This is a genomic window from Streptomyces sp. NPDC002851 (genome assembly GCF_053591935.1).
The window spans coordinates 20,257-42,984 of the sequence record NZ_JBSFUT010000030.1; the positions used below are offsets into that span (position 1 = coordinate 20,257).

The 22,728-nt window shown below is 70.4% G+C and carries 21 protein-coding genes and 1 pseudogene; 9 read left to right on the forward strand and 13 right to left on the reverse strand.

The window, feature by feature from the left end:
• The first annotated feature begins 36 nt into the window (after positions 1 to 36).
• The gene (locus ACWD10_RS27145; RefSeq protein WP_451095448.1) at positions 37 to 726 is read left to right on the forward strand and encodes a FadR/GntR family transcriptional regulator; all 690 of its coding nucleotides are present in this window, start codon (positions 37 to 39) and stop codon (positions 724 to 726) included.
• Positions 727 to 757: 31 nt separating this feature from the next.
• On the opposite strand, the gene ACWD10_RS27150 is transcribed toward ACWD10_RS27145, so the two are convergent.
• The 3 genes from ACWD10_RS27150 to fabG form a co-directional block, all read right to left on the reverse strand.
• Positions 758 to 1,135 (reverse strand): hypothetical protein, encoded by a 378-nt coding sequence (locus tag ACWD10_RS27150; protein ID WP_451095450.1) that lies wholly within the window; start codon positions 1,133 to 1,135, stop codon positions 758 to 760.
• Between the two features lie 277 nt (positions 1,136 to 1,412).
• Positions 1,413 to 2,186, reverse strand: a complete 774-nt coding sequence (fabI, locus tag ACWD10_RS27155; RefSeq protein ID WP_451095452.1) for an enoyl-ACP reductase FabI — start codon at positions 2,184 to 2,186, stop codon at positions 1,413 to 1,415.
• A 5-nt stretch (positions 2,187 to 2,191) separates the two neighbouring features.
• Positions 2,192 to 2,896, reverse strand: a complete 705-nt coding sequence (fabG, locus tag ACWD10_RS27160) for a 3-oxoacyl-[acyl-carrier-protein] reductase (RefSeq protein ID WP_451095454.1) — start codon at positions 2,894 to 2,896, stop codon at positions 2,192 to 2,194.
• Positions 2,897 to 3,100: 204 nt separating this feature from the next.
• Here fabG and ACWD10_RS27165 point away from each other — a divergent pair, with 204 nt between their 5' ends.
• From ACWD10_RS27165 to tyrS, 3 genes are read left to right on the forward strand one after another with little or no spacing between them, the layout of a single operon-like run.
• Positions 3,101 to 4,624: a TldD/PmbA family protein gene (locus ACWD10_RS27165; protein WP_451095456.1), complete on the forward strand. Its 1,524-nt coding sequence runs from the start codon at positions 3,101 to 3,103 to the stop codon at positions 4,622 to 4,624.
• Positions 4,621 to 6,024: a metallopeptidase TldD-related protein gene (locus ACWD10_RS27170; RefSeq protein ID WP_451095458.1), complete on the forward strand. Its 1,404-nt coding sequence runs from the start codon at positions 4,621 to 4,623 to the stop codon at positions 6,022 to 6,024. The genes ACWD10_RS27165 and ACWD10_RS27170 overlap by 4 nt, the downstream gene beginning before the upstream one ends.
• 45 nt (positions 6,025 to 6,069) lie before the next feature.
• Positions 6,070 to 7,338, forward strand: coding sequence for a tyrosine--tRNA ligase (gene tyrS / locus ACWD10_RS27175; RefSeq protein ID WP_451095460.1), 1,269 nt, complete (start codon positions 6,070 to 6,072; stop codon positions 7,336 to 7,338).
• A gap of 115 nt (positions 7,339 to 7,453) precedes the next feature.
• On the opposite strand, the gene ACWD10_RS27180 is transcribed toward tyrS, so the two are convergent.
• The gene (locus ACWD10_RS27180; RefSeq protein WP_451095462.1) at positions 7,454 to 7,729 is read right to left on the reverse strand and encodes a GlsB/YeaQ/YmgE family stress response membrane protein; all 276 of its coding nucleotides are present in this window, start codon (positions 7,727 to 7,729) and stop codon (positions 7,454 to 7,456) included.
• 223 nt (positions 7,730 to 7,952) lie between these two features.
• On the opposite strand from ACWD10_RS27180, the gene ACWD10_RS27185 reads away from it, so the two are divergent.
• Together ACWD10_RS27185 and ACWD10_RS27190 are read left to right on the forward strand one after the other, a co-directional pair.
• The gene (locus tag ACWD10_RS27185; RefSeq protein WP_451095464.1) at positions 7,953 to 8,327 is read left to right on the forward strand and encodes a DUF3099 domain-containing protein; all 375 of its coding nucleotides are present in this window, start codon (positions 7,953 to 7,955) and stop codon (positions 8,325 to 8,327) included.
• A gap of 210 nt (positions 8,328 to 8,537) precedes the next feature.
• Positions 8,538 to 8,795, forward strand: a complete 258-nt coding sequence (locus tag ACWD10_RS27190) for a hypothetical protein (RefSeq protein WP_451095466.1) — start codon at positions 8,538 to 8,540, stop codon at positions 8,793 to 8,795.
• A 30-nt stretch (positions 8,796 to 8,825) separates the two neighbouring features.
• Here the strand turns inward: ACWD10_RS27190 and moaA are convergent, their stop codons facing one another.
• The 3 genes from moaA to ACWD10_RS27205 form a co-directional block, all read right to left on the reverse strand.
• The gene (gene moaA, locus ACWD10_RS27195; protein WP_451095468.1) at positions 8,826 to 9,824 is read right to left on the reverse strand and encodes a GTP 3',8-cyclase MoaA; all 999 of its coding nucleotides are present in this window, start codon (positions 9,822 to 9,824) and stop codon (positions 8,826 to 8,828) included.
• Positions 9,825 to 9,990: 166 nt separating this feature from the next.
• Positions 9,991 to 11,637, reverse strand: coding sequence for a solute symporter family protein (locus ACWD10_RS27200; protein WP_451095470.1), 1,647 nt, complete (start codon positions 11,635 to 11,637; stop codon positions 9,991 to 9,993).
• Positions 11,634 to 12,002 (reverse strand): DUF485 domain-containing protein, encoded by a 369-nt coding sequence (locus ACWD10_RS27205; RefSeq protein ID WP_451095472.1) that lies wholly within the window; start codon positions 12,000 to 12,002, stop codon positions 11,634 to 11,636. The genes ACWD10_RS27200 and ACWD10_RS27205 overlap by 4 nt, the downstream gene beginning before the upstream one ends.
• A gap of 381 nt (positions 12,003 to 12,383) precedes the next feature.
• On the opposite strand from ACWD10_RS27205, the gene ACWD10_RS27210 reads away from it, so the two are divergent.
• The 3 genes from ACWD10_RS27210 to ACWD10_RS27220 all read left to right on the forward strand — a co-directional run bounded on the left by ACWD10_RS27210 (position 12,384) and on the right by ACWD10_RS27220 (position 17,014).
• Positions 12,384 to 13,934, forward strand: a complete 1,551-nt coding sequence (locus ACWD10_RS27210) for a S8 family peptidase (RefSeq protein WP_451095474.1) — start codon at positions 12,384 to 12,386, stop codon at positions 13,932 to 13,934.
• Between the two features lie 171 nt (positions 13,935 to 14,105).
• Positions 14,106 to 15,752, forward strand: a complete 1,647-nt coding sequence (locus ACWD10_RS27215) for a CoA transferase (RefSeq protein ID WP_451095476.1) — start codon at positions 14,106 to 14,108, stop codon at positions 15,750 to 15,752.
• 104 nt (positions 15,753 to 15,856) lie between these two features.
• Positions 15,857 to 17,014 carry a CopD family protein gene (locus ACWD10_RS27220; protein ID WP_451095478.1) on the forward strand — a complete coding sequence of 386 codons (1,158 nt, stop codon included), beginning with the start codon at positions 15,857 to 15,859 and terminating at the stop codon, positions 17,012 to 17,014.
• A 7-nt stretch (positions 17,015 to 17,021) separates the two neighbouring features.
• Here ACWD10_RS27220 and ACWD10_RS27225 read toward each other — a convergent pair whose 3' ends face one another.
• The 6 genes and pseudogenes from ACWD10_RS27225 to ACWD10_RS27250 all read right to left on the reverse strand — a co-directional run bounded on the left by ACWD10_RS27225 (position 17,022) and on the right by ACWD10_RS27250 (position 22,705).
• The gene (locus ACWD10_RS27225) at positions 17,022 to 17,738 is read right to left on the reverse strand and encodes a lysoplasmalogenase (protein WP_451095605.1); all 717 of its coding nucleotides are present in this window, start codon (positions 17,736 to 17,738) and stop codon (positions 17,022 to 17,024) included.
• 47 nt (positions 17,739 to 17,785) lie between these two features.
• Positions 17,786 to 18,700 (reverse strand): sterol desaturase family protein, encoded by a 915-nt coding sequence (locus tag ACWD10_RS27230; RefSeq protein WP_451095480.1) that lies wholly within the window; start codon positions 18,698 to 18,700, stop codon positions 17,786 to 17,788.
• Between the two features lie 144 nt (positions 18,701 to 18,844).
• Positions 18,845 to 19,088 (reverse strand): annotated as a pseudogene (locus ACWD10_RS27235) (VIT1/CCC1 transporter family protein); the annotation flags it as partial.
• Positions 19,089 to 19,195: 107 nt separating this feature from the next.
• On the reverse strand, positions 19,196 to 20,482 hold the full coding sequence (locus tag ACWD10_RS27240) for an amidohydrolase family protein (protein WP_451095482.1): 1,287 nt from the start codon (positions 20,480 to 20,482) through the stop codon (positions 19,196 to 19,198).
• The gene (locus tag ACWD10_RS27245) at positions 20,479 to 21,774 is read right to left on the reverse strand and encodes an amidohydrolase family protein (protein WP_451095484.1); all 1,296 of its coding nucleotides are present in this window, start codon (positions 21,772 to 21,774) and stop codon (positions 20,479 to 20,481) included. The genes ACWD10_RS27240 and ACWD10_RS27245 overlap by 4 nt, the downstream gene beginning before the upstream one ends.
• A gap of 46 nt (positions 21,775 to 21,820) precedes the next feature.
• Positions 21,821 to 22,705, reverse strand: coding sequence for an SDR family NAD(P)-dependent oxidoreductase (locus ACWD10_RS27250; protein WP_451095486.1), 885 nt, complete (start codon positions 22,703 to 22,705; stop codon positions 21,821 to 21,823).
• Positions 22,706 to 22,728: the final 23 nt, after the last annotated feature.

The window sequence follows — 22,728 nt, forward strand, 5'->3', positions numbered from 1 at the left end:
CCTCGACGTTCCCGGCCGCCCGACAAAGGAAGCCCTATGCCGCTGTCGTCCCCACGGCGCTCCGCCCTCTCTGACCAGGTCATCGCCGAACTGCGGAACCAGATCACCTCGGGCGACTGGCCGGTGGGCTCCCGCATCCCGACCGAGCCGGAGCTGGTCGAGCAGCTGGGGGTGGCGCGTAACACCGTGCGCGAGGCCGTCCGTGCGCTCGGGCACAACGGTCTGCTCGACATCCGGCAGGGCTCGGGCACCTACGTAGTGGCGACGAGTGAGCTGGCGGGCGTCATGCACCGCAGGTTCGCCGACGCCGATCCGCGGCACATCGCCGAGCTGCGCTCCACGCTGGAGTCCACGGCCGCCCGGCACGCGGCCGAGCGGCGCACCGAGCGCGAGCTCAAGCAGCTGGACGCGCTGCTCGTGCGCCGCGAGGAGGCGTGGGCCGCGGGCGACCGGGACGCCTTCATCGAGGCCGACGCCACCTTCCACCAGGCCGTGGTCGCCGCGGGCCACAACGACGTCCTGACCGAGCTGTACGCCGACCTCGGCGACGTCCTGCGTTCCTGGCTCCGTCACGACGTGGGCGAGCAGCTGCGCCCGGAGAACCACATGGACCACGCGCGGCTCCTGGACGCGATCCGCGCGGGCGACGCCGACACCGCGGCCGCGGAGGCGGCCGGCTATCCCTTCATGTGCCGCCCGGAGCTGTTCGACGACCAGGGCGCCTGACCTCCGCGGGACCCGCCGACCGGGCCGCGGTTCAGCGGCTGTGGCTGACCCAGGCCGCGCCGACTTCCTTCCAGCAGCGGCCGTCGAGCCGCACGGTCATCGCGGGCCCCACCGCCACGCGCGCGCCGTCGGAGTCGATGTCCCACCAGCGCGCGCACTCCACGTGCAGCGTGAGCCAGTCCGTCTCCGGATACGGGTTGTGGCAGTACGCGACGACGCGGGTGCCCTGGACGGTGGTGCGGCACTGGGCGCCGAAGGGCTTCGGCCGGTTCTCCTCGGCCTGTTCCCGGGGTCCGTCGGCGGCGCGCGGCCGGGCGGTGAGCGCCTCCGAGGGCAGTGACGACGAGAGGGCGGCCAGGAGGGCGGCACATCCGGCGAGGGCGGCAACGACGCTGCGGGGCCTGCGCACCTGGGGACCTCCTCGGCCGTACTGCGGCGGCTCGTCGACGTGACCTTTCCGCCGCGGCTGCACCTCAAGGGGGACATCGCGAACTCCGCTCCCAGCATGCGCAGTCCGGGCGGCGGGCGCGCGGCCCGTGGGTCCGAATGGGCGACGCCCCGCCTCCCGCGCGCTGCGGGAAACGGGGCGTCGGAACGTACGCGCCACATAGAGAGAGCCGTCGGGGACGTACGCGCCACAGAAGGTGCGCGCGCCACGAAACGGGCGCTACTGAAGAACGGCCCGGTCAGGCGCCGATCGCGTGCAGGCCGCCGTCGACGTGGACGATCTCGCCGGTGGTCTTCGGGAACCAGTCGGAGAGCAGCGCGACGACACCGCGGCCGGCGGGCTCGGGGTCCTCGAGGTTCCAGGTCAACGGGGAGCGGCTGTCCCAGACGCTCGCCAGCTCCGAGAAGCCGGGGATGGACTTGGCGGCCATGGAGCCGATCGGTCCGGCCGAGACCAGGTTGCAGCGGATGTTCCGCTTGCCCAGGTCGCGGGCCATGTACCGGTTGGTGGCCTCAAGAGCGGCCTTGGCCGGGCCCATCCAGTCGTACTGCGGCCAGGCGAACTGTGCGTCGAAGGTCAGGCCGACGACGGCGCCGCCGGTGTCCTCCGGGATCAGCGGCAGGCAGGCCATGGTCAGCGACTTCAGCGAGAACGCCGAGACGTGCATGGCGGTGGCCACCGACTCGAACGGCGTGTTCAGGAAGTTGCCGCCGAGGGCGTCCTGCGGGGCGAAGCCGATGGAGTGGACGATGCCGTCCAGGCCGCCCAGTTCCTCGCGCACGACGTCCTCGAGGCGGGCGAGGTGCTCGTCGTTGCTGACGTCCAGCTCGACGACCTTGGCGGGCTTCGGGAGCTTCTTGGCGATGCGTTCGGTGAGCGTGGGCCGCGGGAAGGCGGTGAGGATGATCTCCGCGCCCTGCTCCTGGGCCAGCTTGGCGGTGTGGAAGGCGATGGACGACTCCATCAGCACACCGGTGATCAGGACGCGCTTGCCCTCGAGAATTCCACTCATGTCGCTCAGTGACCCATGCCCAATCCGCCGTCAACGGGGATGACGGCTCCAGTGATGTACGAGGCGTCGTCGGAGGCGAGGAACCGCACCGTCGCGGCGATCTCCTCCGGCTGCGCGTAGCGGCCGAGCGGCACCTGTTCGACGATGCCCTGGCGCTGCTCGTCGGTGAGCGCCTTCGTCATGTCGGTGTCCACGAAGCCGGGCGCGACGACGTTGAACGTGATGTTCCGCGACCCGAGTTCCCGGGCGAGCGAGCGCGCGAAACCGACGAGTCCGGCCTTCGACGCGGCGTAGTTGGCCTGCCCGGCGGAACCGAGGAGACCGACGACGGACGAGATCAGGACGACGCGGCCCTTCTTGGCGCGCAGCATGCCCCGGTTGGCGCGCTTCACGACCCGGAAGGTTCCGGTCAGATTGGTCTCCAGTACGGAGGTGAAGTCCTCCTCGGACATCCGCATCAGGAGCTGGTCCTTGGTGACGCCGGCGTTGGCGACGAGGACCTCGACGGGGCCGTGCCGCTCCTCGATCTCCTTGTACGCCTGCTCCACCTGTTCGGCATCCGTGATGTCGCAGCGGACGGCCAGAAAACCTCTCGGAGGCTCACCCGAGCGGTATGTGATCGCGACCTTGTCGCCCGCGTCCGCGAAGGCACGCGCGATGGCGAGGCCGATGCCCCGGTTTCCTCCGGTGACGAGAACCGACCGGCTCAACGGATCACCCTTTCACTAGCTGCGGGGGTACTTAGGCAAACTATCGGTACCGCCCCCTGTCCGAAGAATCGACCGTCGACAGGGGCACGGGACCGCCACTGTCGGGTCTCTACAGAAAATCGTGGTCCGCGGACCTACGGGGGCGGCATGATCGGCGGAGCAGGTCGCTTTCCGGAAGCAGACAGCAGCCGACAGGAGACACACGTGCCTCATTCCATCGACGCAGCCTTCACGGCGCTGCCGTTGCGGGCGCTGGCCGACGCGGCGCTCGCCCGGGCCCGCGCCCTGGGCGCCGACCATGCCGACTTCCGCCTGGAGCGGGTGCGCAGCGCGGCCTGGCGGCTGCGCGACGCGCGGCTCGCCGCGTCCTCCGACACCACGGACCTCGGGTACGCGGTGCGCGTGGTGCACGGCGGCACCTGGGGCTTCGCCTCGGGCGTCGATCTCACCATGGACGCGGCCGCGAAGGTCGCCGCGCAGGCGGTGGCCATGGCCAAGCTGTCCGCGCAGGTGATCGCGGCGGCCGGGTCGGACGAGCGCGTCGAGCTCGCGGACGAGCCGACGCACGCGGACAAGGTCTGGGTCTCGTCGTACGAGATCGACCCGTTTTCGGTGTCTACAGAAGAGAAGACGGGGTTGCTCGCCGAGTGGAGCGAGCGGCTGCTCGCCGCCGAGGGGGTGGCGCATGTCGACGCCACGCTACTCACGGTGCACGAGAACAAGTTTTACGCGGACACGGCGGGCACCGTCACGACGCAGCAGCGGGTCCGGCTGCATCCGCAGCTGACCGCGGTCGCCGTGGACGACAGGACCGGCGAGTTCGATTCGATGCGCACCATCGCGCCGCCGGTCGGACGCGGCTGGGAGTACCTGCTCGGCGGGGTGTGGGACTGGGACTTGGAGCTGGCGCAGATGCCGGGCTTCCTCGCCGAGAAGATGCGCGCGCCGAGCGTCGAGGCGGGCACGTACGACCTGGTCGTGGACCCGTCCAACCTGTGGCTGACCATTCACGAGTCGATCGGCCACGCCACCGAACTGGACCGCGCCCTCGGCTACGAGGCGGCGTACGCGGGCACCTCCTTCGCCACCTTCGACCAGCTCGGCAAGCTCAAGTACGGCTCCGAGATCATGAACGTCACCGGGGACCGGACCGCCGAGCACGGGCTCGCCACCATCGGGTACGACGACGAGGGCGTGGCCGGGCAGTCCTGGGACCTGGTCAAGGACGGCACCCTGGTCGGCTACCAGCTGGACCGGCGGATCGCGAAGCTCACCGGCTTCGAGCGGTCCAACGGCTGCGCCTACGCCGACTCCCCGTCGCATGTGCCGGTGCAGCGGATGGCCAATGTGTCGCTGCAACCCGCACCGGACGGGCCGTCGACGGACGAGATGATCTCCGGGGTCGAGCGCGGCATCTATGTCATCGGGGACCGCTCCTGGTCGATCGACATGCAGCGCTACAACTTCCAGTTCACCGGCCAGCGGTTCTTCAAGATCGAGAACGGTCGGCTCGCGGGCCAGCTGCGCGATGTCGCCTACCAGGCGACGACCACCGACTTCTGGGGCTCCATGGCAGCGGTCGGCGGCCCCGACACGTATGTCCTGGGCGGCGCGTTCAACTGCGGCAAGGCTCAGCCGGGCCAGGTCGCGGCGGTCTCGCACGGCTGCCCGTCGGCCCTCTTCCAGGGCGTCAACATCCTCAATACGACTCAGGAGGCCGGGCGATGAGCGTACGTACGAGCAAGCCGCACGAGATCGTCGAGCGTGCCCTGGAGCTGTCCCGCGCCGACGGCTGCGTCGTCATCGCCGACGAGGAGTCCACGGCGAACCTGCGCTGGGCCGGGAACGCCCTGACCACCAACGGCGTCACACGCGGGCGGACCCTCACCGTCATCGCCACCGTCGACGGCAAGGAGGGCACGGCCTCGGGAGTCGTCTCGCGCTCCGCGGTCACCGCGGACGAGCTGGAGAGCGTGGTGCGGGCCGCCGAGGAGGCCGCACGCGCGGCCGGGCCCGCCGAGGACGCGCAGCCCCTGGTGACCGGCGCCGAACCGTCCGCCGACTTCACCGAGCCGCCCGCCGAGACGTCCTCCGACGTGTTCGCCCGGTTCGCTCCGGCGCTCGGCGAGGCCTTCGCACGCGCGCGTGCGGGCGGCCGCGAGCTGTACGGCTTCGCCAACCACGAACACGTCTCTTCTTATGTGGGTACGTCCACGGGGCTGCGGCTACGGCACGACCAGCCCAACGGCACCCTGGAGCTGAACGCCAAGTCGCCCGACCGCGCCCGCTCCGCCTGGGCGGGCCGCGCCACCCGGGACTTCACGGACGTGGACCCGGCGCAGCTCGACGCGGAGCTCGCCACCCGGCTCGGCTGGGCCGAGCGGAAGGTCGAGCTGCCCGCGGGCCGGTACGAGACGCTGCTGCCGCCGACCGCCGTGGCGGACCTGCTGATCTACCAGTACTGGTCGGCGGCGGCCCGGGACGCGGCCGAGGGCCGGACCGTGTTCAGCCGCCCCGGCGGCGGCACCCGCGTCGGCGAGAAGCTCTCCGAGCTGCCCCTGACGCTCCGCAGCGATCCGCGCGAACCCGGCCTGGAATCGGCCCCGTTCGTCCTCGCGCACGCCTCCGGCGACGACGCCTCGGTCTTCGACAACGGCCTGCCCCTCTCCCCCACGGAGTGGATCCGCGAGGGCGAGCTGGCCCAGCTGATCACCACCCGGCACAGCGCGGGCCTGACCGGCCTTCCGGTCGCCCCCGCGATCGACAATCTGGTCCTGGACGGCGGCGGCGAGCGCACCCTCCAGGAGATGGTCGCCGACAGCGGCCACAGCGGCCCGGCACTGCTGCTCACCTGCCTCTGGTACATCCGCGAGGTCGATCCGGCGACGCTGCTCCTCACCGGCCTGACCCGGGACGGCGTGTACCTGGTCGAGAACGGCGAGGTGGTCGGCGAGGTGAACAACTTCCGGTTCAACGAGTCGCCGGTCGACCTGCTCGGCCGGGCCACCGAGGCCGGGCGGACCGAGCGCACGCTGCCGCGCGAGTGGGGCGACTACTTCACGCGGGCCGCGATGCCCGCGCTGCGGGTGCCGGACTTCAATATGAGCTCTGTCAGTCGGGGCGTATAACCTCGTAGCCAGTTGCAGGACCCTTCCCAAGGAGATATGAGACCCGTGACGGACATCGTCGACGAGCTGAAGTGGCGCGGCCTTTTCGCCCAGTCCACTGACGAGGACGCACTGCGCAAGGCGCTCGCGGACGGTCCGGTCACGTTCTATTGCGGCTTCGACCCCACCGCGGCCAGCCTGCACGTGGGTCACCTGGTGCAGGTGCTCACCGTCCGCCGCCTCCAGCAGGCGGGCCACCGCCCGCTGGCTCTGGTGGGCGGTGCCACCGGCCAGATCGGCGACCCGAGGCCGACCGCGGAGCGCACTCTGAACGACCCGGAGACCATCGCGACCTGGGTCCAGCGGCTGCGCTCCCAGATCGAGCCGTTCCTGTCCTTCGAGGGTGAGAACGCCGCGGTGATGGTGAACAACCTCGACTGGACGGCCGGAATGACCGTCATCGAGTTCCTCCGCGACATCGGCAAGCACTTCCGGGTGAACAAGATGCTCACGAAGGACTCGGTCGCCCGCCGCCTGGAGTCCCAAGAGGGCATCAGCTACACGGAGTTCAGCTACCAGCTGCTCCAGGGCATGGACTTCCTGGAGCTGTACCGGCGCTACGGCTGCGTGATGCAGCAAGGCGGCTCCGACCAGTGGGGCAACCTCGTGGCGGGCCTCGACCTGATCCACCACATGGAGCCGCACGCCAACGTGCACGCGTTCTCCACTCCGCTGATGACCAAGGCGGACGGCACCAAGTTCGGCAAGACCGAGGGCGGCGCCGTCTGGCTCGACCCGGAGATGACCACGCCGTACGCCTTCTACCAGTTCTGGCTGAACGTCGACGACCGCGACATCTCGACGTACATGCGCATCCTCAGCTTCAAGTCCCGCTCGGAGCTCGAGGAGCTGGAGAAGCAGACCGAGGAGCGCCCGCAGGCCCGCGCGGCGCAGCGCGCGCTCGCCGAGGAGCTGACGACGCTGGTGCACGGCGCCGACCAGTGCGCCGCGGTGATCGCCGCGTCGCGGGCGCTGTTCGGCCAGGGTGAGCTCGCCGACCTGGACGAGGCGACGCTGAGCGCCGCCCTCGCCGAGGTGCCGCACGCCCGCGTGACCGAGCTCGGCCCGGTCGTCGACCTCTTCGCCGAGGTCGGCCTGGTGCCCAGCAAGTCGGCCGCGCGCCGCACGGTCAAGGAGGGCGGGGCGTACGTGAACAACGTGAAGGTGGCCGGCGAGGACGCCGTCGCGACCGGCGAGCAGTTGCTGCACGGCCGCTGGCTGGTGCTGCGCCGCGGCAAGAAGAACCTCGCGGCGATCGAGCTCGTCGCCGACTGAGCGGCACCGTCCGGGCGGCCCGCCCCGGGCATGGCCGAAGGGGGTCCGGTTCCCGATGGAACCGGACCCCCTTCGGGTCGGTACGCCCTGAACCCCTCTTCCATACGGGAGGGGTTCAGGTGACCTGTTCCTTGCCCTTGGCCATCTTGTAGGCCATGTCACCGAGGCCCACGAGCACCACGGCGGCCGCGAGCTGCAACGCATGTCGTCCCCAGTCGATGCCCCTCGTCTCGTCGATTCCGAAGCCCGCGGCGAGGGAGTTGCCGACGACGCCACCGATGATGCCCAGGATCGTCGTCATCCAGAGCGGCATGTGCTGCTTGCCGGGCAGGATCGCCTTCGCGAGCAGTCCCAGCACGAATCCGACAATGATCGCCCACAACCAGCCCATGGCTGCCTCCTCAGACGGCTCGGTGAGCAGTTACGGCCAGTGTCCGGCCAACCGCCCTACGGCGCATGTCGGGCCCGCTCGTACGTGCCCGGGCGCAGGCGTTTTGCGCAGGTAGGGCGGACCCCGGTCTCGTAGGCTGCGCAGCCGCGGCGTAACGTGGAGGTCGTTCGGGCCGGGCACCGTGCACCGGTGGAGGGGTCAGCTCTCGGGGTGGTGGAACGCGATGCGGAAGCAGAGCAAGACCCAGGTCTTCCAGATCACCGGGGCCCGTCAGGGCTTGCATGAGGATGTGCGCGGCCGGCAGCGCCGCTATGTCATCTCGATGTCCGTGCGCACCCTCTCCGTCATCCTCGCCGCCGTGCTCTGGAACGTCGAGCGGTACGTCGCCATCGTCGCCCTGGTCCTGGGCGTACTGCTCCCCTACATCGCCGTGGTGATCGCCAACGCGGGCCGGGAGAGCGCCCCGAAGCTGCCGTCGACCTTCGTCGTCCCGCCGGACCGGCCGGAGTTGCCCCCGCCGCCAGGGCCGACGCACCCGGAATCCACGACGGAACCCGGCGCCCAGGAACCGCACGCCGGGGCGCAGCGTCCGAGCTGACCTGCATCAGTCTGCAAAGCTCAAGAAAAGCTCAGATCAATCGTGTAGTTCCGGTGCACCGCACGGGGTCGCCCGTGACATACTGCGTACGCGCTCCGCATCCCCCGTCGGAGCGACGGACCGACGCCGGGCAGCTCCCCCCGTGGCTGCTCGGCGTCGCCTTTGTCAGGCCGTGAATTCGCTGTGTTCGGCGTTGTTTAGGGTTGAGGCGTGAACCTTCCCGGCCTGTCTTCCGAGCCCCCCGCCACTCCGCAGTGCTCCGCCAAGGGCTGCCGAGCCGACGCGGTGTGGGTGCTCGCCTGGAACAACCCGAAGCTGCACCCGCCGGAGCGGCGCAAGACCTGGCTTGCCTGCGAGGAGCACCGCGAGCACCTGTCGAAGTTCCTCGGGGTGCGCGGCTTCCTGAAGGACGTCGTGGCGCTCAAGGAGTGGGAGGCAGCCCACGGGGACGACGCGTCGGACGCGTAAGCCGGAGGGCACGCCCTGGTCTGCGGTCACTCAGCCTCCGATCGCCGACATCGGTCGGGACGGCTGCAGGAACGTCGGGTCGTCGAGGCCCGAGCCCGCCTTCTTGCCCCACATGGCGAGCTTCCATATGCGGGCGATCTCCTCGTCCGAGCCGTCCGGGCCCTCCGTACGCAGCGCGGCCCGCAGGTCGGTCTCCTCGGTCGCGAAGAGGCAGGTGCGGACCTGGCCGTCGGCGGTCAGGCGGGTGCGGTCGCAGGCGGCGCAGAAGGGGCGGGTGACCGAGGCGATCACGCCGACGGTGTGCGGGCCGCCGTCCACGATCCAGCGCTCGGCGGGGGCGGAGCCGCGCTCCTCCTGGCCCTCCTCGGTGAGCGTGAAGCGGGTCCGCAGGGATTGCAGGATGTCGCCCGCGGTGATCATGCCGTCGCGCTTCCAGCCGTGCTGGGCGTCCAGGGGCATCTGCTCGATGAAGCGCAGTTCGTAGTCGTGCTCGATGGCCCAGGCGAGGAGGTCGGGGGCCTCGTCGTCGTTGAGGCCCGGCATCAGGACGGCGTTGACCTTCAAGGGGGTCAGGCCCGCGTCGCGGGCGGCGGCCATGCCGTCGAGGACGTCCTGGTGGCGGTCGCGGCGGGTGAGGGTCTTGAAGACGTCCGGGCGGAGCGTGTCCAGGGAGACATTGACGCGGTCGAGGCCGGCCGCCTTGAGGGCCTTGGCGGTGCGCTTGAGCCCGATGCCGTTGGTGGTCAGGGACATCTTGGGGCGGGGCTCCAGGGCCGCGCAGCGCTCGATGATGCCGACGAGGCCGGGGCGGAGCAGCGGCTCGCCGCCGGTGAAGCGGACCTCGGTGATGCCGAGCCGGGTGACGGCGATGGTGATGAGGCGGACGATCTCGTCGTCCGTGAGCAGATCGGGCTTGGCCAGCCATTGCAGGCCCTCTTCGGGCATGCAGTACGTACACCGCAGATTGCACCGGTCGGTCAGCGAGACCCGCAGGTCGGTGGCCACACGGCCATAGGTGTCGATGAGCACGTCGGCCCCCTCCCTGTCCGGGTCAATTCACGATCGAGCCTACGTGACGGCACTGACAACAACAGGACGCTGATCCCACGAGGAGCGCGGCGGCCGCGTCGTAGATCTCTACGATCCGAACGACGCGGCCGTCACCGGTGCTTCCTACGAGAGGGCCCCGCCCAGGTCAGTGCGCTCCCGTGCCGGTGAGGGAGCGGACCTCGAGCTCGGCGAACTTGTCGGTGTCGGGCTCCTCCTTGGACAGGACGGTGCCGAGCCAGCCGAGCAGGAAGCCCACGGGGATGGAGATGATCCCGGGGTTGCTCAGCGGGAACCAGTGGAAGTCCACGTTCGGGAACATCGCGCTGTCCGAGCCGGACACCACCGGTGAGAACAGCACCAGGCCCACCGACGCGATCAGGCCGCCGTAGATCGACCAGAGCGCGCCCTGGGTGGTGAACCGTTTCCAGAACAAGCTGTAGAGGATCGTCGGCAGGTTCGCGGAGGCGGCGACCGCGAAGGCGAGGGCGACCAGGAACGCCACGTTCAGGTCGCGGGCGAGCGCGCCGAGGACGATGGAGACGGCGCCGATCAGGACGGTCGCCAAGCGGGCCGCCTTGACCTCTTCCTTCTCGGTGGCCTTCCCCCTGCGGATGACGTTGGCGTAGATGTCGTGCGCGAAGGACGACGAGGACGCCAGGGTCAGTCCGGCCACCACCGCGAGGATGGTCGCGAAGGCGACCGCCGAGATCACCGCGAGCAGGATCGCACCGCCCGCGGAGCCGCTGCCGCCGCCGATCTCGAACGCGGCCAGCGGGGCCGCGGTGGTGCCACCCTCGTTGGACGCCTTGATCTCCTCCTGCGAGAGCAGCGCGGCGGCGCCGAAGCCGAGGACGATCGTCATCAGGTAGAAGGCGCCGATGATGCCGATCGCCCAGTTCACCGACTTACGCGCGGCGATGGCCGTCGGCACTGTGTAGAAGCGGATCAGGATGTGCGGCAGGCCCGCGGTGCCGAGCACCAGGGCGATGCCGAGGGAGATGAAGTCCAGCTTCGAGGTCGAGTCGATGCCGTACTTGAGGCCCGGCTCAAGGAACGCGCTGCCCTTGCCGCTGTTCTCGGCGGCGGCGCCCAGGAGTTCGGAGAGGTTGAAGTTGAACTTCAGCATGATCAGGAAGGTGATCAGGATGGTGCCGCCGATCAGCAGCACCGCCTTGACCATCTGCACCCAGGTGGTGCCCTTCATGCCGCCGATGGTGACGTACACGATCATCAGGACGCCGACCAGGGCGACGACGAGGATCTTGCCGCTCTCGCCGGTGATCCCGAGCAGCAGCGCCACCAGGGCACCGGCGCCCGCCATCTGCGCGAGCAGATAGAAGATGGACACGACGATCGTGGAGGTGCCCGCGGCGGTACGCACCGGCCGCTGGCGCATCCGGTAGGCGAGCACGTCGCCCATGGTGAACCGGCCGGAGTTGCGCAGCGGTTCGGCCACGAGGAGCAGCGCGACCAGCCAGGCGACCAGGAATCCGATGGAGTACAGGAAGCCGTCGTAGCCGCTGAGCGCGATGATGCCCGCGATGCCGAGGAACGACGCGGCCGACATGTAGTCGCCGGAGATGGCGAGGCCGTTCTGGAAGCCGGAGAACTGCCGTCCGCCCGCGTAGAAGTCGGCGGCGTCCTTGGTCTGGCGGCCCGCCCACACGGTGATGAAGAGGGTCGCGATGACGAAGGCCGCGAACAACGAGATGATCAGCGGCCGGTGTTCGGTGACGTCGGCGCCCGCCGCCAGGGGGACGTCGGACACCGCCAACAGGGCGTGCGGGCTCATGCCTCGGCCTCCATACGGGACTTGATCGCCTCGGCCTTCGGGTCGAGCTTGGCCGCGGCGTGGCGCGAGTACAGCCAGGCGATGAGGAATGTGGTGACGAACTGCAGGATGCCGAAGACGAGCGCGACGTTGATGTTGCCCAAGAGCTTGGTGCCCATGAACCCGCCGGCGTAGTTGGACAGCAGCACGTACAGCAGGTACCAGGCGATGAACGCGATCGTCAGGGGGAAGGCGAAGGAGCGGTGAGAACGGCGCAGTTCACCGAATTCCGCGCCCTTCTGCACCTCGAGGAAGGCCTCCGCCGAGGGCATGGTGGGACTGCCTGCGGTACCACCCTCCGCGGGTGGCGGTGCGTCGGTGGACACGGAATCTCCTAGTGACACAGACGATGTGGTGTGGGGCACTTGGGACATATCGACCTCGCAGTGACGAGGATCACGCGCGGGTCGGATGGTGATATTAAGTCTCCGGCGCGTGATCCAACAGGGGGTTGATGGTGGCTTCTCGCCCTGTTAACCGCGGGACGGCCTGCGCGTTCCGGTTCAATGCCGCAACTATTTCAATGTCGCAACTATCTGCTTCCTGAGTCCTGTGAACGGCCCTTGAGAGCCATTGCCCGCCGCGGATCTTCGGCGCTAGGTTCGGCGCAGCCGCGAGGCCCGAACTACTCGTTCCGCGCGGCTTGTTCGGCCCGAGCACGTCCCGTGTTCGGGCTCTTTTTGGTTCACGGATGAAGTGGAGACCCCATGACTCATCTGCGCCCCAGACGCCGGCGCCGGTTGGCCGCGCCGGTCGGCCTGGCGCTCGCCCTGTCGACGGCGTCGCTCGGTCTGCTGCCGGGTGCCGCGTCGGCCGCGCCCGACCCGGCGCAGGCCCACGCGGCCGCCGACGCACCGGAGTTGGCGTACGTCGTGAACGTCCGTCCGGACCACGACACCGTCGAGTCCGTACGGAAGGCGATAGCCAAGGCCGACGGCAAGGTCGTCATCGCCTACAAGCGAATAGGCGTGATCGTCGTCCGCTCGGCCAATCCCGACTTCGGCAAGGAGATACGCGGGGTGCGCGGCGTGCAGAGCGCCGGTGCCACCCGTACCGCCCCGCTGAAGGCGGCGGGCACCACCGAGGAGGGTGCCCCGCAGTACATAGAAGCGCCCGCGGCCGGTGCGAAGCAGACACAGAAGCAGACGCAGTCGACGGCCCAGGACGCCGAGCCGCTCGAGGCCGAGCAGTGGGACCTGCGCGCGATCGGCGCCGACAAGGCCGCCGAGATCAACCCGGGCAGCGACAAGGTGACGGTCGGCGTGATCGACACCGGCGTCGACGACACCCACCCGGACCTCGCGCCCAACTTCTCCGCCTCACAGTCCGCGAACTGCGTCGGCGGCAAGCCGGACACCTCGCCGGGCGCCTGGCGGCCGTACACGCCGGAGTCGTACCACGGGACCCATGTGGCCGGTGAGATCGCCGCCGCGCGCAATGGCGTCGGCGTCGCGGGCGTGGCGCCCGGCGTCAAAGTCGCGGGGATCAAGGTGTCCGAGCCGGACACCCAGCTCTTCTACCCGGAGAGCGTGGTCTGCGCCTTTGTGTTCGCCGCGGACAAGGGCATCGAGATCACCAACAACAGCTACTACGTGGACCCGTGGCTGTACAACTGCGTCGACGACCCGGACCAGAGGGCCATCGTCGACGCCGTGAACCGGGCCCAGCTGTACGCCCAGCGCAAGGGCACCCTGAACCTCGCCTCGGCGGGCAACTCCAACCACGACCTGGCCGCGGACGAACTCGTGGACGACTCCAGCCCGGACGACACCACTCCGGTCGAGCGCACCATCGACCCGAGCGAATGCTTCGACCTTCCGACGCAGCTGCCGGGCGTCGTCACCGTCAGCGCGACGGGCGTGAAGGACCTCAAGTCGTACTACTCGACGTACGGCGCGGGCTGGATCGATATCGCGGCGCCGGGCGGCGACAAGTACCAGATCCCGGACACCCCGTCGAAGAACGGGCGCATTCTGTCGACGATGCCGAACAACGAGTACGCCTATCTTCAGGGCACCTCGATGGCTTCGCCGCACGCGTCCGGGGTCGCGGCGCTCCTGAAGTCCACCCACCCGAAGGCCGGTCCGGCCCAGCTGCGGCACATGCTCAAGGCCCAGGCGGACAACCCGGGCTGCCCGACCGAGCCGTACGACCCGGACGGCGACGGGGACGTGGATGCCGTCTGTGAGGGCGGCGACCGCGTCAACGGCTTCTATGGGACCGGCATCGTGGACGCGCTGGACGCGGTCCGTAAGTAGCGGCACCTACGGTAGCGACGGCCACATCGGCGACGCCTCTTGCGGTCGAGTACGGGCCGTCCGGTTTCCGGGCGGCCCGTACTTATGTGGTCATGGTCCCGTACTCATGTGGTCATGGTGGAGAGTCGGTTCCCATGGTGGGATGTCGGACCCATCTGCTCCAATGGGCTTATGGACCAAGGTCATTCGGCTTCGGCTGTGGCGCAGGTGTGGACGGCGCTCGGTGGCGATCCCGGGCTGCTTTCGCGTCTCGCGTGGCATGAGGTGCCCGGGGTGCTGCCCGCGCGGCTGCCGGTGCGGGACCTCGCACGCGCGTGTGTGGCGGCATGTTCCCTGGCGGCCGCCGAGTACGCCGCGGAAGGCGGTCGCGTACCGCAGGTGCGGGTGGACGACGGGGCTGTGGCGACGGCCTTCACCAGTGAGCGGCATCTGCGGATCGACGGGCGCGCGCCCACCACCTTCGCGCCCCTGTCCCGCTTCTGGCGCACCGCCGACGGCTGGGTGCGCACCCACGCCAACTATCCGCACCACAAGGCGGCGCTCCTCACCGCGCTCGACGTGCCGGAGGAGCGGGTCGGGGCCGAGCTCGCGGGCCGCTCCGCGCTCGAGGTGGAGGAGAGCGTGTACGCGGCCGGAGGGCTTGCCGTGGCCCTCCGTACACGTGCGGAGTGGGCCGCGCATCCGCAGGGCGCGGAGGTCGCGCGGCACCCGCTTCTGACGGTGGAGCAGCTCGAAGAAGCGGCACCGGTGACGACTCCGACGGCTCCGACGGCTCCGACGGCTCCGACGGCTCCGACGGCTCGGGCATCGGCACGCGCGTGTGGCGGGGCCGGTGAGCCCGGGCGTCCTGGCGGTATTGGCGGTTCCGGCGGTTCCGGCGGTCTTGGCGGTTCCGGCGGTCTTGGAGGTCCTTCCGGTCCTGGCAGGCGGCTGCGGGTGCTCGACCTCACGCGGGTCATTTCGGGCCCGGTCGCGACCCGTACGCTCGCGCTCCTGGGCGCCGATGTGCTGCGCGTGGACGCGCCCCGGCACCCCGAACTCCTGGACCAGCACGCCGACACCGGCTTCGGGAAGCGCTCCACGCTGCTCGACCTGGCCCGCGCCACGGACCGCGGCACCTTCGACGGCCTGCTCGCCGAGGCCGACGTGGTGGTCACCGGCTACCGCCCGGGCGCCCTCGACCGCTTCGGCCTCTCCCCCGAGGCGCTCGCCGCGCGCAGGCCGGGGCTCGTCGTGGCGGGGATCTCGGCGTGGGGCGACTACGGGCCCTGGGCGGGGCGACGCGGCTTCGACAGCCTGGTGCAGGTGGCCTCGGGGATCGCGGCGGCGGAGTCGGACGAGGGCGTCCTCACGGGCGGGACGACCGGGACGGCCACGCCGGGGGCGCTGCCCGCGCAGGCTCTGGATCACGGCACGGGGTACCTCCTCGCGGCGGCGGTGCTGCGCGCGCTCACCGAGCAGCAGACAGACGGCGGTACGCGGTACGTACGGTTCGCCCTGGCGCAGACCGCGCACTGGCTCCAGGAACTCGGTGCGAGGGGGCCGGGGCCGGGGGCGGGGATCGGGACGGCGGGTCAGGGTCAAGGGCAGGGGCAGAGTGCGGATCCGGGTGCGGACCCTGGTGCAGGTGCAGGTGCGGGTGCGGGTGCGGGTCCGGGTGCGGGTCCGGCGTACGACCCGGAGGAGTACCTGCTCGAGACCGACAGCACGCTGGGACACCTGCGGTACGCGCGTTCCCCGGTCGGCTATGACGGCGGGCCCACGGACTGGGTACGGCCACCGGGCCACTGGGGCGCGGACCACGCCGAGTGGCCCTAGGCCCGCGCCCCTGAGCCGACCGCCGGGCGGGGGGCGTGTCCGTATCTCGCCCCAGTGGACGGCCGAGGCTTGCCGGAGCCCTGGCCTCCGGTAACGATCAGTCAATGAGCACGCCGCGTCCCTCCGTTGTCGTCCCCTCGGACGACACCCGGCGCCAGGCCGCGCCCACCGAACCCGCCGAGCCCGCGGAACCCGCGGAACCCGCGGAACCCGCGGAACCCGCGGAACCCGCGGAACCCGCGGAAAGCGCCGACGGCGCCCGGGGCGCCGTGGCCGAGGCCGCTCGACGGGTCACGGTCCGGCGGAGCGCCGCTCTGCTCGTCCTGGTCATGGCGGCCGCGCTCGTGCCGCTGCTCGGCCCGCCGCTGGCGCTGCGCGGCACCGGGGAGGCCGCGGCGCCCGCCGCCGGGCTCGTGACGTTTCTGCGGATGCTGATGTTCGCCGCGCTCTGCGTCCTCGTCGGCGAGTCGGCCGCCGTCCGGCTGGCCCGCCTGGTGCCCGGGCAGCCGCCCGGCGAGACGGCCCGGAGCTGGGCGCTGTACGCCGCCGCGGTCGGGGCGCTCGCCGCCATCGGGCTCGCCCTGATCGTGGCCAACGGCAATCTGCCGCCCGACCGGCTCGCCGAGCTCCAGCCCGGGCAGCTGTACGGGACGACGGACGGGCGGCTCGCGCTCCTGGAGGTCAACGCCTTTGCCGCGGCCGGGTTCTGTGCCCGCTCGCGCCGCCCCGGCACGGCCGTGCTGCCACTCGCCGCCGTGGTGGTGGCGGAGGCGCTGCGCGCCCACCCGGAGGCCGGACCGGAGAACGCGCCGCTGATCGGCAGCGCGCTCACCCTGGTCCATCTGACGTGCGCCGCGCTCTGGGCGGGCGGCCTGCTCCAGGTCCTGCGCACGATGCGGGCCTGGCGCCGGTCGCGTCCCGAGGCGGGCGCCGCGCTGCTCGGGCTGTACGCGCGCGTGGCGGCGGTGCTGTTCGCCGGGATCACGACGACGGGCATCTGCTCGACGCTGCGGAAGGTCCCGCTCGACTCCCTGATCACCACCGCGTACGGCCGCGTCCTCTGCGCCAAGCTACTGCTCGTCGCGACCGTCGCGGGCCTGGCGTTCGCCGCGCGACGCCGCCTGTGCCGCTCCGCCGACGCTTACACGGCCGTGGTCCCGGCCCGCGTCGAAGTGATCGTCCTGGGCGTGGTCGTGGCGGTATCAGCACTCCTGACGGCCGTACCGGCCCCGATCTGGTGGAACCGACCGCTCTGGGGCTAGGTCCTCGCTAGCCCCGTCGGCCCCGTGTCGGCTCGTCGTCGCCCATCGCCTTCATAACGCCGTACGCAAGCAGCGCCTGCGCGGTGACGTACGTCAGCATGATCCAGAAGTCGGGCCGGGGCAGCTGCGGCCACTCGGCCACACCCGTGGCGATCAGGGTGTCCGAGAGCAGGAACAGCGCGCCGCCGACCCCCGCGTACCAGCCGAGGCTGGTGGCGCGGAACGCCATGGCGGTCAGGAGCAGGCTGTACCCGGCGACCGGGATGCGCAGATCGGCCGGCAGGTCGGGCCAGAGCAACGCGACGGTGCCGACGAGGGCGAGCCCGTAGCCCGCGGCGAGTCCCACGCGAACTCGGCTGCCGCCCGCGGCCAGTCCGGCACGAAGCCCGCCGCCGGACCGTCCAAGGGCCCCACCACGCGCGCGTACCGCCCGGAAAAGCACCAGATAACAAACGTGTCCGGCCGCGAACGAGGCCATCCCGGCGAGGAAGGCCACATCCGCGTCGAAGAGCAGCAGCACATCACCGCCGCAGCCGAACAGCAGCGCCACGAGCAGCAGCCGGGACCCGCCACGGGCGCCGACCCAGGCGGCGAGCAGCGGCATGAGCAGGGGCTTGGCGATCCGATGCCCGAGCTCGACGTCCAGGAGCAGGGAGCCGAGATCGACGACCACGGCGACAGCGAAGGCGACGAACAAGGCCCGCCGCAGCCCGTACGACCGCACGACCGGCTGCTCGGTCTCAGCCTCCGCGTGCTCGGCACGGGTGGAGCTCACGCCGCCCCCTCGGTCACCTTGGCGCCCTCGGCGGCAGTCACCTTGGCGCTCTCGGCGGCGGCCTCATTCTCCCGCAGCCGCTCCGGTGCCCAGCCGGGCCCGCGGAACACCCGCCCTGCCCGCTCACGCCAACTCTCCGCCGTCTTAAGGTCCTTGGCGATGGAGACGTATTCGTGGGTGGCCACCTTCAGCGGGTTGTACGTGTTGATGTTCTTGGTGAGCCCGAAGACGCAACGGTCCGTCTCGGGTGTGAACGACCCGAAGAGCCGGTCCCAAATGATCAGGATGCCGCCGAAGTTACGGTCCAGGTAGTTGCCCTGGGAGGCGTGGTGGACCCGGTGGTGCGAGGGCGTGTTGAACACGAACTCGATGGGCCGGGGCAGCTTGTCGATCCGCTCTGTGTGGATCCAGAACTGGTACACGAGGTTCGCCGACGAGCAGAACGCCAGCGCCGCCGGATGCACACCGCAGACGATCAGCGGCAGATAGAACGGCCAGACGGTGAGCGTCGTCCAGGGCTGCCGCAGCGCCGTGGTGAGGTTGAACTTGCGGCTGGAGTGGTGCACCACGTGGCAGGCCCACAGGATGCGGATCACGTGGTGGCCACGGTGCGACCAGTAGTAGAAGAAGTCCTGTGCCAGCAGCATCAGGAGCACCGTCCACCACAGCACGGGCACGCGCAGCGGCGTCAGTTCGTACACCGCGGTGTAGATCGCCACGATCGGGATCTTCCACAACAGGTCGAAGAAGAGACTGCCGAGCCCCATGGTGATGCTGGTGGCGGCGTCCTTCGTCTCGTACCCGGCGGAGTCCTCGTCGGGATGCAGCCGATAACTCACGATCTCGATGACGGTGAGCAGCAGGAACGCGGGTATGGACCACAGCACCACGTCGGGCAGATTCGGGGACATGCGTGCACCGTAAGGGCCACCGGCGGGCTCGGCTAGAGGCTGTTACCGACAAGTATTACCGCGGGTACACCGCTGGTTCCTGTGGATCTTCTCCAATCGCGTCGGCTCCGCGCTCGACCACTTGGCGCTGTTTTCCGGGGACCAGAAGGACGCGGCCGCCGCGTGCCAGGGGTTGGTGAGGGTGTCGCGGTCGATGCCGAGTTCCACGCGGGCGTGGGCGCGCAGGGCGTCCTTCTCGGTGAGTTCTTCGGCCGCCTCGCGGGCCACCTCGGGGCTCAGGCCGCGGTCCTCCAACACTCCGAGGCGCGTTGGGTGGAGACGCGGTGGAGACGATGCCGTCATTCGCGCCGAGCACCGCGGCCCGTAGCCAGTTGAGGCGGGTGCTCATGTCTCCGTCGTGGGCCTCGTCGTGGTGCGGCCGGTCCCTCGGTGCAGAGTTGTCCGTGGTGACCGGAGCAAGGTCTTACGGCCTCCGGTCACCACACGCGTACGGACTCACCACACCCGCACCGACCCGCCCCGCGCGAAGACCGGCGAGGTGGCGTCCGCCGGGGGTTCCGTCAAGGGCGCCGCCAGCTCCTCGACCGTCGGGCCGACTTTCGCCGCCAGGGAGTCCAAGTACGCGAGGTCGAAGCCGTAGACGCGGGCCGCGTTGCCGCCGACCATCGCCGCGATCTCGTCGCGTGGCAGGCCCGCGTACGCGATGCGCAGGCCCTCGCGTGAGTACGGGTAGGTGCCCTCGTCGTGGGGGTAGTCGCTGCCCCACATGATCTTGTCGAGGCCGATCCGGTCGCGCAGGCCCACCTCGTGGGGGCGCATGAAGCTGGCGCCTACGTAGCAGTTCTCGGACCAGACCGTGGACGGGCCCTTGCCCATGGATTCCGCGAGGCCCGCGCCGAACTTCGACTCTGCGGTCTCCGTGGTCTCCGCCCTCTCCCCCGTCTTCGCCGTGTTCGCCGCATTCGCCGTGTTCGCCTTCGTCGCGGCCGTCACCAACCGACCGTGGTAGTAGTCCAGCATGTCGAGCACGCCGGGGATCCAGCCCGAGCCCTGCTCGGTCAGGACGAGCTTCAGGGACGGGTGGCGGCGGAACGCGCCGCCGAAGATGAGGTGCCAGAGCGCGCGGTGCGAGAACCAGGTCGTCTCCACCATGAACACCGCGCGCGCGGCCGGTTCGTCGCCGAGTGGCGGTGAGGCCGAGCCCGCGTGGTGGTTGACCGGGACGCCGAGCTCCGCGCAAGTGGCCCAGATGGGGTCGTACGTCCGTGAGTACAGCTCCGGGAGGCCCGAGCCCGGTGGCGTACCGGGCAGGAGGAGGCCGCCCGTGAGGCCCGCGCCGTGGGCCCAGCGGATTTCGCGTACCGCCTCGTCCACGTCGTTGAGGAGGATCTGGAAGACGCCCGCCCTGCGGCCCGGTGCCGCCGCGCAGAAGTCGGCCAGCCAGCGGTTGTGGGCGCGCAGGCCCGCCCAGCGCTGCTCGAACTCCGCGCGGGTGGGTGCCGGGGCCATCAGGGACGCGGACGGGAAGAACGGTGGGATGGTGTTCGGGAACACCACCTCGGCGACGATGCCGTCCTGCTCAAGGTCGGCGATCCGGCGTTCGGAGTTCCAGTTCTTGTCCGCGGTATCGGCAAGCAGGTCTTCGTACGGATTGACGTACGTGGCCGCCCAGGCGTCGAACGCGTCGTGGTGCTGCGACTCCAAGTAGGGCCTGTAGTCGAGGAGATCGGCTCCGGCGTGGCAGTCCGCCGAGATGACGGTGTAGCGGTCGGTGTCGGTCATCGGTCCACCCCCAGCGTCGGGAAGTCGTGGTCGGTCAGCCAGTGGCGGCCCACCTCGCGGGAGCGTGCCCAGGAGGCCTCCACCGCCGACTGGTCCTCGGGCTGGCCGAGTTCGGCGGGGGTCGGGCCGATGCGGCGGGCGATCGGCGCGAGCTTCTCGGTGTCGAAGCCGAACACGTCCGCCGCCGCGAGGCCGAGCATGCGACGGGTCTCCCCTACGGGGACGTCGTGGAAGGTTTTCCGCAGCCACGCGCGCGTGTCGGGCCAGGTGCCCTCCGGGTGCGGGAAGTCGGAGCCCCACAGGATGTTGTCGACGCCGATCTCGTAGCGCTGGGCGAGTTCGCGGCGCTTGGTGTTGGTGGCGCAGATGAACACCTGCCGGTCCAGGTATTCATGGGGCGGACGCTTCAGTTCCGCGAACGGGGAGAGCTTCTTGCCGCCGTGCGCGCCCAGATAGAGCCGGTCCATGAACCACAACAGGTTCGGCAGCCACCAGCAGCCGGATTCCGCGACCCCGAACTTCAGGCCCGGGTGGCGCTCGAAGACCCCGGACCAGAGCAGGAACCACAGCGGCCGCGCGGGCCACCAGGTGACCTCGCTGACGTAGATGCCCAGGTGGTCGCCGTACTCGTGGCGCGGCGCCGCCCCGGAGTGCGTGACCACCGGCATGCCGGTCTCCGCGGCGGCCGCCCAGACGGGGTCGTAGCGACGGTCGTGGTACGGCTCCTTGTCCACCCACATGGAGGGAATCATCAGGGCGCCGAGCCCCGACTCCTTGGCCCGGTGGATTTCCGCGACGATACGGTCCGTCTCGCCTGTGATGGGTAACAGGGCGACACCGCAGTGCCGCGCCGCGTTCTCGGCGTTCCCGCCGACGAATTCCGCGAGCCAACGGTTGTGCGCCTGCGCGCCCGCCATGCCGAGCTCGGGGTCCTGATCCCCGGAGAGCCCGAGGCCGACCCCGAAGGGCGCGGCGGTCTTGCTGTCCACGGCGTCGGCGTCCGGGAAGACGACCTCGGCGGCCACGCCGTCGCCGTCGAGCTCCTTGATGCGCTGAGCGGTGTCCCAACCGCCCCTCAGGCCCTCCTCGTTGTCGGCGAACCACTTGTTCGCGAACGCCTCGTTGCGCACCCCGAGCCGGGTCATCTCCTCGCGGCGCCGCTCGCGCCCGGCGAGGAAGTCGTCGAAGTCCCGGTGGAAACGGGCCTCCAGATAGGGCCGGTACTCCTCGGTGGGCAGCCCGGCGTGGCAGTCGGAGGAAATGATCAGGTAGGGGTCGTGCGGGTCCGTCATGGCGGCTCCCTCAGTGCAGGATTCAGTCCAGTACTCGGTCCAGGAATCAGTCCAGGATGAAGCGTTCGAGATACGACGGGTTCGCGCGCTCCAGCATCGACGCGGCCCGGCGGCGGATCTGCTCGTCGCTGTGGTCGCTCGCCGGCAGCAGCCAGAAGCGGCCCGCCCGAATGCCCTCGGCCACGAAGTCCGCGACCTCATCGACGGGCGTGAACCGCACCTCCTGGCCCGCCTCCCGCATCGCCGCCTCCCACTGGTCGAGACTGCGGTACGGCGTTCTGCGCGGGCGCTGCTTGGCGTACCGGTCGGGCCTGTTGCGGTGCGACTCCCACAAGCCGGTGCGCAGCATGTGCGGCCCCGGGAAGAGCACGGAGGCGCCCACGCGCGCGTGCTCCGCCCTCAGATGGGCGTACAACGACTCGGTCATGGTCACCACGGCCGCCTTGGTGACGGCGTACACGGACGCGGTGGGCAGCGGCGCGATCCCGCCGTCCCCCGACGAGGTGTTGACGACGTGGCCCTCCTCGCCGCCCGCGAGCATCCGCGGCAGAAACGCCTGGATGCCGTGGAAGACGCCCCACACATTGACCGCGAAGGCCCACTTCCAGTCGTTGGGTTCGTGCTCCCACATGCGGCCCTCGGCGCCCGAGCCGACGCCCGCGTTGTTGCACAGGACATGCACGGCGCCGTACTTGTCGTAGACCGCGTCAGCGAGCGCGACGACCTGGTCCCGCTCGGAAACGTCCACCACGCGCGCGTGCACCTCGGCGCCGTCCTCACGGAGCGCGGCGGCGGCCTTCTCCAAAGCGCTCCCTTCTACGTCGGCAAGCACAACCTTCAATCTGTCGGCGGCGAACCGACGGGCCATCGCGAGCCCGATGCCGCTCGCCGCTCCGGTGACTACGGCTACCTGTCCTGGCTGGAGCTCCACTCGGCCTCACCTTCCGGTTCCTG